This window comes from Deltaproteobacteria bacterium, from assembly GCA_016875225.1.
Taxonomy (GTDB): Bacteria; Myxococcota_A; UBA9160; order SZUA-336; family SZUA-336; genus VGRW01.
The window spans coordinates 1-10,878 of record VGRW01000099.1 but is presented as its reverse complement, the minus strand read 5'-3'; the positions used below and the strand labels follow the sequence as shown (position 1 = coordinate 10,878).

Genomic DNA, 10,878 nt, shown 5'->3' with positions numbered 1-10,878 from the left:
CGTCTCGCCAGCGAGGAAGCGCTGCAGGTCCGTGATCGGCAACGCGGTCGGCTCCGGCCGGCTCGGGTTGGCCGTTCGCGCGCGAAGCTCACCGATCGCCGGAGCGACCGAGTCGAGCACGACCACGCGCTTCACCAGGTTCTCGAGTTCGCGGATGTTCCCGGGCCAATCGTAGCTCGAAAGCGCGTCGCGAAGCTCCGCCGGCAGCGGCTTCGGATCCCGCCCGTATTCGCGCGCGTAGCGCTCGAGGAAGAAGTCGGTGAGGAACGGGATCTCTTCCTTTCGCTCGCGCAGCGGCGGCAGCTGGATCGTGACGACGTTCAGCCGGTAGAACAGGTCCGCGCGGAACGTGCATTCACGCACGGCGGTCTCCAGATTGCGATTCGACGCCGCGATCACGCGCGCGTCGACGGAGATGTCGGCCTCGCCGCCGAGCCGCGAGAAGTGGCCGTCCTGCAGCACCTGCAGCAGCTTCGCCTGCAGACCCGGGTGAACCTCGCTGATCTCGTCCAGGAAGATCGTCCCGCCGTGCGAGAGCTCGAACTTGCCGAGCCTGCGCCTCGAAGCGCCTGTGAACGCGCCGCGCTCGTAGCCGAAGAGCTCGCTCTCGAGCAGCTCCGCGGGAAGCGCCGCGCAGTTCACCTTCACGAAGGCGCGGCGCGCGCGGCTCGAGCGCGCGTGGAGCGTGCGCGCGACGAGCTCTTTTCCGGTTCCGCTCTCGCCTCGGATCAGCACCGTGATGTCGGTGTCCGCGACCCGATCGATCATCTCCTCGACCAGCCGCATCTTCCGGCTCCGGCCCGCGAACACGATTCCAACCGAGCCGGCCTGCTCGGGGACTTCGCGGCGCCCGACCGCCTTCGCGAACGCGGCCTCGAGCTCCTGCGGCTCGAACGGCTTGCGCAGGAAATCGGTCGCGCCGTGCTTCATCGCGAGCGCGATCACGCGCGTATCGGCGACGCCCGAGAGCACGATCACCGGAACGCTCGGGGCGAGCGCGCGGAGCTGGTGCAGCGTCGCCAGACCGTCGATCCCGGGCAGGGAGAGGTCCAGCGTCACCAGATCGGGCATGCGCTCGCGGAGGAGCTCGAGGCCCTGTTCCCCCGATCCGGCGCAGTCGACGGCCCAGCCTTGCTCGGCCGCGAAGGCGGCGAGCCAGGCGCGCATTCCCGCATCGTCGTCCACGACCAGGAGTGTGAGGGGGGGCTTCATCGGGCTCTGACTCCGCCTTCGCTTCCGGCGAGCGCGAATCTCTGCGACAAGCGTGCCAAGCGGGAAGACCCGGCCGGGTCGCTGCGGAACGGAAGCCTGGGGAAGCGTCGGCCGCTGGGTAGGCGACTTCCGAAAAGCAGTCATCGGCGACTCCCGCGCAACTCAGCCGCGGAGAAGTCATGGAGTCGTGGCTCCGGATCGCGCGTGGTAGCTTCGAAGCGATGTCGAGGCGGATCGAGAAACCGTGGGGCCACGAAGTGATCTGGGCCGAGACCCCACGTTACCTGGGCAAGATCCTGACCATCCGCACGGGCGAGCGCCTCTCGCTGCAGCTGCACCGGGAGAAGGACGAGTCGATCTACGTGCTCCGAGGCAGGCTCAGGCTCACGCTCGAGAACGGAGCCGGCGAGCTCGAGATCTGCGAGCTCGGTCCGGGTGCAAGCGCGCGAATCGCTCCCGGACTCCGGCACCGCTTCGAGGCGGTTTCCGAGTGCGATCTCTGTGAGGTCTCGACCCCCGAGATCGACGACGTGGTTCGAATCCACGACGACTACGGGCGCGCGCCGGACTCGGGCTGAGCGTAGATCCGCGCGGGCGACGTCTGCGGCAGCGCGATCGGCGATCGATTCGCGAATCGCCGCCAGCGGCCTGCCGCGACCGGCGCGGTCTCCGCGACCTCCCGCTCGGAGAACCGCTCCGCACACGCGCGCGCCACCAGCGCGAACATCACCCAGAACTGCGCCGAGATCTGGGGCACGTGCAGCAGCGCCGTCGAGGACAGGTTTCCAATCAAGTCGTGAGTGGCGGCCGCCAGAAGCACCGCGCCGAGCAGATGGTCCTTCGAGCCGGAGCGCCAGAGCACGCGGCCGCAGCGGAAGATCGCGAAGATCAGCCAGGCCAGCATGGCAAGACCGATCAGGCCCGCCTCGGAGGCCATCATCACGACGAGATTGTGAGGGTCCTTGTGACCGAGCACGCCGTACTTCGCGCCGAACTCGGGGGTGCGGAACGAGAACGAGTTGAGTCCGTGGCCCCAGACCGGCGACTCCAGGAACATGTCGAGACCGACGCGCGCGAACACGACGCGCGCCGCCGCCGAGCCTTCCATATTCACCGCGAGCGGCACCTGGTAGACCGTCGATCCGGACGTCGTGGTCCCCTCGATCCGCTCGCGCACGATTCCCGGCATGAGTGGCAGACCCAGCGGTAGCAGGATCGCGGCGGTCGCACCCGAGGCCGCGAGAAGTCTGCGATTCACGAGCAACAGGAACACCCCGTGAGCCGCCAGCAACGCGATCCAGTTGCCGCGCGAGAGCGAGAGCACCATCGCCACGACCGCGAACCCGTAGCTCGCGGCCGCGAAGACACGCGTGCCCCGACCGAACTCGCGACCGCGCATCAGCAAGTACAGCGGAACGAACATCAGCGGGCCGATCGACTCGGCCATTCCGTTGGCGTCGTCGATTAAGCCGTTCGCCCGCTCCCTGCCGTCGACGACCCTCGGGTTGATGTGGAACGCGAAGTCGACGATCCCCGCGACGCTCGAGAGAAGCATCGCGAAGCAGAGCGCAAACAGCATCTTCTGCCGGTCCCCGGGCTCGCGGATCCACCAGTAGACCGAGAAGAAGAGCAGCGCGGTGAAGGTCATGCTCTTCACGTGCTTGAAGATGAACCAGACCGCGGGACTTCCGTCGACGGCCCGCAAGCCGTTGGCCCATGGGATCGAGACGATGAACGCGATCCCCATGACTGCCATGAACGCGAGCACCGGTCCCGAGTAGCGAAGTGGTGGAAGCCGAGCGCCGAACCGCAGCACGGTGATCGCGAGCGCCACGCCGATCAGGATCGTCGAGGTGTTCATCCCCGGCACCGGCAGGCGGGGCGACCAGGGATCCATCGGAAAGATCGCGACCAGGAGCGCGAGCCCCCAAACGGGACGCCAGAACAGCAGCGCGACGTCGATCACCACGAGCACGCTGTAGGGATATGCGAGGTATTCGAGCACTCGTACGCTCAGCCGGCCGCGCGCCGGCTGCCCTCCGCGAGCGATGGTGCCGGCTGCGCGCCGCTCTCGTTCTCGAGCCTGGCCTGCTGCTCCCGGTCGCGTCGCTGCGCGCGTCGCTCCAGCCCCCGCAGCGCCGCGAAGCCACACGCCACCAGCACCCCGAACAAGCCCCAGCGCAGCGTCGAGCTGGCGTCGCGCGTGCCCAGCCCCACCACTGCCAGCGCGATGCAGATCGCGTAGAGCACCGCCAGGGACTCGGGAACCGAGAGGCCGTTGCGCAGCAGCAGATGGTGCAGGTGCCCGCGGTCTGCGAGCGTGACGGCGCGCAGCATCTCGCCGGGCCTCAGGCCCTCGGCGCCGCGCTTGCGCAGGTGCGAGAGTCCGCGCCGGAGCACCGCCAGGATCGGCTCGAGCAGCGGCAGGCCGAGCACCAGCAGCGGCACGATCAGCGCCACGGCCGCCGGCGACTTCTGGTACGAGGCCATCGCCAGCACGGCGGTGACGTAGCCGATCGAGAGCGCTCCCGCGTCGCCGAGGAAGATCCGCGCGGGCGGAAGGTTGAAGCGCAGGAACCCGGCCAACGCGCCCGACAGCGCCAGCGCCGCGATCACCGGCACGGTCGCGCCGTTCTGGTTCGCGAGCAGGAAGACGGTGAGCGCGGTGATCACCGAGACGCCCGCGGTCAGCCCGTCGATCCCGTCGATCAGGTTGAAGGCGTTGGAGACGATCACGATCCAGCCGACCGTCACCAGGAACGAGACAGGCGCCGCGGAGGTGAGCAACAGCTCGAACGGCAGCTCGATCGCTCCAGCGCGAAATCCCATGGCCCAGGTCAGCGACGCGATCGCGATCTGGCCCGCGAGCTTGGTCATCGGCCGCATGTCGTACAAGTCGTCCCAGGTGCCGAGCGCCACCATCAGCAGCGCGCCCAGACCGAGCGCGCCCAGCGAGGCGTAGCCGAACAGCGCCTCGCGCACGGGCGTCACGAAGATCGAGACCAGCAGCAGTCCGACCGCGATCGACGCGAAGACCGCGATTCCGCCGAGCAGGGCGACCGGCGCCTTGTGCGCCTTGCGCGCGGTGGGAACGTCGAGATAGCCGCGTGACTGCGCGAACCGGATCACCGCGGGCGTCAGCAGCAACGCCAACAGCCAGGGGACGATCAGGATCGCAGCAAAGGTCAACATCGAAGCTTCGCCCTCGGGGCGCCCCCTTCGTCAGCTCTTGCCGTAGCCGTAGGTGCCCGCGAACGGAACCTCGCTGCTGCTGCAGCGGTTCAGGACCACGCCCACCACCTTGCTCGCATCGAGTCGTTCCAGCGCCGATTCGACGTCGTCGCGCGGGGCGATCCCGGCTCCCACGACGAAGAGCGCGGAGTCGCACAGGTCCACGAGCGTGACGGTGTCGGGCAGCCCGAGCACCGGCGGCGCGTCGAAGATCACCGTCGAGAAGCGCGTGTGCAGCTCCGCGACCAGATCGAACATCGCCCGCGATGCCAGCAGCTCTGACGGCGCGGTCGGCAGCGCGCGGACCGGCAGCACCAGGAGCCGCGTATCGGGCACCGCGACCAGTGCCTCGTCGAGCTTCGCGTCGCCCTCGAGCACCTCCACGATGCCGAACGCGCCTTCACCCCGGAACACCCGGTGCACTCGCGGCGTACGCAGATCTGCGTCGACCAGACAGGTGAGTCCCTCGCGGGCCAAGCCGAAACCCAGGGCCAGGTTCGAGGCCGTCGTCGTCTTGCCCTCGCCGGGCCGCGTCGACGTGACGACGATGCTGCGCAGCTCCCGAGTGCGGCGCAGCGACTGGATGCGCGCGCGCAGTGTCCGGTACTCCTCGGAGAGGGTCGACTCCCCGGTCGAGATCGGCGCCTCGGAGCGAATCGCCGCAGGCGACTTCGCCTTGCGGCGCGGAAGCCAGCTGCGCCGCTTCGCGGGCGCATGCACTGCCGGCGCCTGGAGCGGCGCTCCGCGCACCTCGATCTCGGTGTCGGCCTCTCGTGCGGCCGCGGCGGGCGCGCTGCCGCGCATCTCCTCGGCCTTGCGAAGCGCATCGTGGATCTTGCCCATGAACGAACCTCCCTGGACCTAGAGCTCGGGCGCGGGTTCCAAATTGCGCCGACGCAGCAACCGACGCAGAAAGCCGGGCCTGGGGGGGCGCTCGCTCCCCTCGCGCTCGTCCCCGAGCGGCTTGCTCGCAGCCCTCTCCAGCAGACCGATGTCCCGCGCCGCGCAGTCGACCATCTCCGCCGAGACGCGCTTCGACTGGCGCGAGAACGCGACGATCAACGCGTTGTCGCAGAGCACGTTGATCACCCGCGGAATTCCGTTCGAGAAGCGGTACACGGCGCGCTCCGCGGCGGCGGTGAAGACGTCGCCGCGCGGATGGCCCGCCACGGTCTGGCGCTCGCGCACGTAGGCCGCGGTCTCCTGCGCGTGGAGCGGCCGGATCGAATGGCGCAGCTCGACGCGCTGGCGGAGCTGGCGCAGCTGCGGCTGCGCCAGCTTCTCGGCGAGCTCCGGCTGCCCGACGAGCATGATCTGGATCAGCTTCGACTGCGGCGTCTCGAGATTCGAGAGCATCCGGATCTCGTCGAGCAGCGCTTCCGAGAGATTCTGAGCCTCGTCGACGATCAGCAGCGTCGTGAGGCCGCGCTCTAGCCGATCGATCAGGTGACGGTTCAGGCGCGAGAGCGCGGCGCTCTTTCGGAACGGCACCACCGGCTCGATCTCGAGCTCTTCGAGGATCGTCGCGAACAGATCCTCGACCTCGAGCGATGTGTTGAACACGAAAGCGGTCTGCACGTTCGACTCGAGCCGCGAGAGCAGCGCGTTCAGGATCGTCGTCTTGCCGGTCCCGACCTCGCCTGTGAGCGTGATGAAGCCCTTGCGCTCCTGCACCGCGTAGACGAGCGTCGCCAGCGCCTCCGCGTGCCCCTCCGACATGAAGAGGAAGCGCGGATCAGGATTCACCCGGAACGGATCCGAGGCGAATTCGAAGAAGGCGTTATACACGCGCGAACCCGAAGCGCGACAGGCTGAAGCGGCCGTGGGGCCGCGCGCCGAGCGCGCTCTGCGGCACGGCCGCGAGCACCGGCAGGCCGAGCGAATTCTGCACGTCCATCACGCTGTGGAAGCTCCGGTCGCTCATCTCGCGCAGCACCAGCAGTCCGAGTCCGAACATCATCCCGAGCAGCGTGCCGGCGGTGAACCAGACCGGGCGGTTCGGACTGATCGGCGAGGTCGGAATCTCCGCCGACTCCACGACCCTGAAGCGCTCGCCCTTGTTGTTGGTCTCGATCGTCTTGCCGATCTCGGCGTCGACCTGCTTCAGCTGCAGGGTGCGGATCGACTCGTTGATGTTCTTGTACTGCTGCTCGAGGTGGTCGAGCTCCGCGGCGCGCCGCGGCGTGTTCTCGATCCGCTGCTCGTACTCGGCGATGTCGGCCTTCAGCCGCTCCACCTCGCCCGCGAGCACCTTCGCCGCGACCTCGTAGTCGCGCAGCTTGTCGCGCATGGCGAGCTCTTCCTTGGAGGCCGCCATCGGCTCGTCCTCGGTTTCGGCGATCAGCCCGTCGAGCTGGTCGATCTCGGCCCGGGTGTGGACGACGTCGGGGTGCTTCTCCGTCTTGCCCAGAGCGAGCTGCCGATTGAGCTCGATCACGAGCGTGCGGCGGCGCAGGCTCGGATCGCTCTGGTCGCTGGTCGTGGCCAGGCGCATCTCCCGGAGCGACTCGCTCAGCAGCCGGTGCTGGTCGCGCGCCTCTTCGAGCTTCGCCTCGGTGCCGGCCAGATCGAAGCGGTTCCGCTCCAGGCGGTCGCGATTCAGGAGCAGCTGCTCGGGCAGCTCGCCCTGGAAGTTCTCCTTGTAGTCCGTGATCTGCCGCGCAACGTCGGAGAGGCTCGCGCGCGCTTTCTGGAGCTGCTGGTCGAAGAACTCCATGGTGCCGTCGGCCAGGCTCGTGCGGTCGCGCAGGTTGGCCGAGATGAAATCGCGCGCCAGGCGGTTGGAGACCTCGGCCGCGATCTTCGGATCCGAGAAGCGGAACGAGACGCGGAACGAGTTCAGCTCGACGGGCTTGCGCGGGTCGACGATCGCCGGCGGCAGCGGCGCGATCGAGATCCTCTCGCGCATCTCCTCGACCTGAACCTCGCGCGCGGTCGTCTCGCCCTCGAAGAGCTTGAAGTCGGTGATGATGCTGGAGAGGCTGTCTCGCGCGAGCAGCTGGAGCTTCAGGTTCTCGTACCGCGTCTCGGTGTCGGACGCGATCGTGTTCGGCGCGAGCTTGTCGGGGATCACGGGAGGCTCGACGGTGACCGTCGCGACGGCCTCGTACTCCGCCGGCAGAGTCAGAGCCAGAACCAGCGAGGCCACCACTCCGACCGACATCGGAACGATGAACCACCAGCGTCGGCGGCGCATCACCCCGTAAAGGTCGCCGAAGCTCATCCCGGCTTCGTTGCGCATGTCCCTGGCGGCCATCTCTAGATCCTCTCCGTACCGAGCGCGGATCGCGCTCGCATGGGGCGAGACAAACGGCAGCCCCGAGTCTGGAACCCAGTGGCGTCTGGGCCGGGCATCATGCCACAAGCGTGCCAAGTGCCCGGATGCCCGAGGCGCCCGGTGGGGGGGGCGATGGGAAGATGCCTACATATTACGGGAAGCGCACGTGACTCGGCGAGAGCAGACGAGGTAGGCCGGTCATTCCCCCAGCCCGCACTCCTTGATCTTCTGCAGCAGGGTCTTGTACGAGACCTCGAGGATTCGAGCCGCCTTCTTGCGGTTCCAGTTGGTCTGGGACAGAACCCGCCGGAGGGCCTCGCGCTCCGCGTCGCGGGCCGCGCGGCGTCCGATGTCTCGCAGGGATACGGCGTTCGCGTCGTCCTCGGGGGCCGCGGCCGGCGCGGACGCGCGCGCCACCGGCTCGAGCGCCGTGCTCGGGCCGGGCGCTCCGAAGATCTCGTCCGCGATCGCATCCTCGCTCTGTAGGACGACGATGCGCTTCACCATGTTCTCGAGCTCGCGGACGTTGCCGGGCCAGCGGTAGGACAGAAAGCCGCGCATCAGCCGGTCCGAGATCGGGTTGCGCTGGCGCCCGTACTTGGCGCTGTACATGGCCAGGAAGTGCTCGACCAGAACGGGGATCTCCTCCTTGCGCTCGCGCAGCGGAGGCACGTAGACGTTCACGACGTTCAGCCGGTAGTACAGGTCCTCCCGGAACGTCCCCTGGCGGACCATCTCCTCCAGGTTGCGGTTCGTGGCCGCCAGGACTCGCACGTCCACCCGGACGTCCACGTCGCCGCCCAGGCGCGAGAACTCCCCGTCCTGGAGGACCTGCAGCAGCTTGGCCTGCAGCTTCGGGCTCATCTCGGCGATCTCGTCCAGGAACATCGTGCCGCCGCTGGCGACCTCGAACTTGCCGGCCTTGCGCGACGAGGCGCCGGTGAAGGCGCCGCGCTCGTAGCCGAAGAGCTCGCTCTCCAGCAGCTCCTCCGGCAGCGCCGCGCAGTTCACCTTCACGAAGCGCTGGTCGCGCCGGGTCGAGAACTCGTGCGTGGTGCGCGCGACGACTTCCTTGCCCACGCCGCTCTCGCCGTGGATCAGGATCGTGACGTCCGCGTCGGAGACCTGCTCGAGGATGTCGCGGATTCGCGTCATCTTCTCGGAGGCCCAGAGGAAGCTCGCGCGCTCGTGCGCCTCGTGCGCGCGCAGGCGATCGCGCAGGTCCTCGCGCTCGCCCTTCAGGCTCTCGACCTCGAGAACCTTCTTCAGCGCGATCTCGAGCTCCTCCTCTTCGAAGGGCTTGTTGATGTAGTCGGCCGCGCCGAGGTTCATCGCGTCGACCACGGTGCCCGCCTTTCCGACCACGGACAGCATGATCACCGGGACCTCGGGCATGAGCTGCTTGATCTTGCCGAGCGTCTCGATGCCGTCGATGCCGGGCATCATGACGTCGAGGACCACCACGTCCGGACGCGCGCCGCCGTTCAACAGCGCCATCGCCTTGATCCCGTCCTCCGCGACCAGGACGTCGTAGCCCTTCATCGGCAACAGGTTCTTCAGGTAGGTGCGGATCACCTCGGCGTCGTCGACGACGAGGATCTGCTTGCGCTGGGGCACCGTTCGCGCCGTTCCGGGTCGGGTCATCGCTTTCCTCTATCTCTCGCTCGGGAGTGTCACGCGGAAGAGCCCGTGGCCCAGGTCGGGCACCGCCTCGATCCTGCCTCGGTGGGCGCTCACGATGCGCTGGCAGATCGCGAGCCCCAGACCCACGCCGCCGGACGCCACGCCCGCCGAGTGGTGCCCTTGGACGAACGCCCGGAAGATCCGTTCGACGTCGCCTCGCGAGACGCCGGGGCCCTGGTCAGCGACGGCGACCTGAAGAACCGTGCCCCCGTCGAGCTCGGCGAGGTCGGTCGCGAGGCGGACCCGGCCGCCGCTCGGCGAGTACGCCGCCGCGTTCGCGAGCAAGTTCACGAAGACCTGCTCGAGCCGATCCGGATCGCCGACCAGGGCATCCGGGCTGGCGCTGAACTCGCGCTCGACGGTGATCCCCCGCTCCGCGAGCAGCGGCTTCGCGGTGCGCAGGGCGAGCTCGAGAACCTCGTGCATCTTGAGCGGCTTTCGCGTGCTCGGCAGCGCCTCGCCCTCGCGCGCGAGCTCCAGCAGGTTGTCCAGCAGCGGGCCGACGCGCTCGATCGCTCGGCGCGCCTCGCGCACGAAATTCCAGTGCTCGGGGTCCAGCAGACGGTCGCCCTCGCTGGCGAGCCAGCGCAGATAGCCGCGCACCGCCGTCACCGCGGTCCGGATCTCGTGCTCGATCATCCCGATCTGCTCGCCTCCGAGCGCTTGGTCCAGCTTTGCAAGCTGCGCAGACGGCCCGGCGTTGCGCTCGCGCTCGTCGCCGAGGTCGCTGGCCAGGCGCCAGATCTCGCGCTCGAGCCGGCTCTCCCGCTCGCGGTCGAGCACGAGCCAGAGCTCAGGTGAGACGCGTCGCAGCGAGACCGAGCGCAAGCGGCCTTGCAGATCGCGAAGCTGGAATCCGTCACCCGGCTCGAGCACCGCGACGGGAAGATCGCCCGGATCGACGAAGAGCTCGGCGAGCGCGCGGCCCGCGAGCTCGTCCGCCGGAAGCCCGGCCATTCGCGCGAACCCCGCGTTCGCGGAGGCGATTCGGTCGCCGGCGATGCGCAGCAAGCCCGAATCGAGACAGTCGAGAAGCGGCTGGATTTCGTCCGAAGATACGAGAGGGCTAGCAGAGGTCATCTGGCTCTTCTTCGGCATTCTGGGCGCACAGCTTACCCAAAGGTGAACCTTTTCTTCTCACCTCGCCCGCGAGAGAGGGTCCTGGCGCGGCTGGCGCCTCGGGTCGCTGCTGGGCATGATGGGCCTCGGTGGCGACCGGTACGGCGAAGCAGCACGCTCGACTGCTGGAGCTCCGAGAGCAGCTCGAACGGCACAATCGGCTCTACCACGTGCTCGACGCCCCCGAGATCGCGGACGCCGAATACGACCGGCTCTTTCGCGAGCTGCTGGAGCTCGAAGCCGCGAATCCGGGGTGGGTGACGCCCGAATCGCCCTCGCAGCGGGTCGGCGGGGCGCCGGTCGGCGGCTTTCGGCCGGTCGAGCACGCCATCCCGATGCTCTCGCTCGACAATCCC

The 10,878-nt window shown here is 68.6% G+C and carries 10 protein-coding genes; 2 read left to right on the top strand and 8 right to left on the bottom strand.

What is annotated here, in order from left to right; genetic code table 11:
• A partial coding sequence (locus FJ108_16385; protein MBM4337465.1) for a sigma-54-dependent Fis family transcriptional regulator occupies nt 1-1,356 on the bottom strand: 1,356 nt, incomplete at its 3' end.
• Between the two features lie 77 nt (nt 1,357-1,433).
• Here FJ108_16385 and FJ108_16380 point away from each other — a divergent pair.
• Nucleotides 1,434-1,790 (top strand): cupin domain-containing protein, encoded by a 357-nt coding sequence (locus FJ108_16380; GenBank protein ID MBM4337464.1) that lies wholly within the window; start codon nt 1,434-1,436, stop codon nt 1,788-1,790.
• On the opposite strand, the gene FJ108_16375 is transcribed toward FJ108_16380, so the two are convergent.
• The 7 genes from FJ108_16375 to FJ108_16345 form a co-directional block, all read right to left on the bottom strand.
• Nucleotides 1,763-3,217, bottom strand: coding sequence for an O-antigen ligase family protein (locus FJ108_16375; protein MBM4337463.1), 1,455 nt, complete (start codon nt 3,215-3,217; stop codon nt 1,763-1,765). The genes FJ108_16380 and FJ108_16375 overlap by 28 nt on opposite strands.
• An 8-nt stretch (nt 3,218-3,225) precedes the next feature.
• Nucleotides 3,226-4,404: an undecaprenyl/decaprenyl-phosphate alpha-N-acetylglucosaminyl 1-phosphate transferase gene (locus FJ108_16370; protein ID MBM4337462.1), complete on the bottom strand. Its 1,179-nt coding sequence runs from the start codon at nt 4,402-4,404 to the stop codon at nt 3,226-3,228.
• 30 nt (nt 4,405-4,434) lie between these two features.
• Nucleotides 4,435-5,286 (bottom strand): CpsD/CapB family tyrosine-protein kinase, encoded by an 852-nt coding sequence (locus tag FJ108_16365; GenBank protein MBM4337461.1) that lies wholly within the window; start codon nt 5,284-5,286, stop codon nt 4,435-4,437.
• An 18-nt stretch (nt 5,287-5,304) separates the two neighbouring features.
• Nucleotides 5,305-6,189 carry a DUF2075 domain-containing protein gene (locus FJ108_16360; protein MBM4337460.1) on the bottom strand — a complete coding sequence of 295 codons (885 nt, stop codon included), beginning with the start codon at nt 6,187-6,189 and terminating at the stop codon, nt 5,305-5,307.
• Between the two features lie 34 nt (nt 6,190-6,223).
• On the bottom strand, nt 6,224-7,699 hold the full coding sequence (locus tag FJ108_16355; GenBank protein MBM4337459.1) for a hypothetical protein: 1,476 nt from the start codon (nt 7,697-7,699) through the stop codon (nt 6,224-6,226).
• Nucleotides 7,700-7,918: 219 nt separating this feature from the next.
• A complete protein-coding gene (locus FJ108_16350; GenBank protein ID MBM4337458.1) occupies nt 7,919-9,364 on the bottom strand; it encodes a sigma-54-dependent Fis family transcriptional regulator in 1,446 nt (481 codons plus the stop codon).
• Between the two features lie 9 nt (nt 9,365-9,373).
• On the bottom strand, nt 9,374-10,501 hold the full coding sequence (locus FJ108_16345) for a HAMP domain-containing histidine kinase (GenBank protein MBM4337457.1): 1,128 nt from the start codon (nt 10,499-10,501) through the stop codon (nt 9,374-9,376).
• Between the two features lie 110 nt (nt 10,502-10,611).
• Here FJ108_16345 and FJ108_16340 point away from each other — a divergent pair.
• On the top strand, nt 10,612-10,878 hold a 267-nt coding region (locus tag FJ108_16340; GenBank protein MBM4337456.1), incomplete at its 3' end, for a hypothetical protein.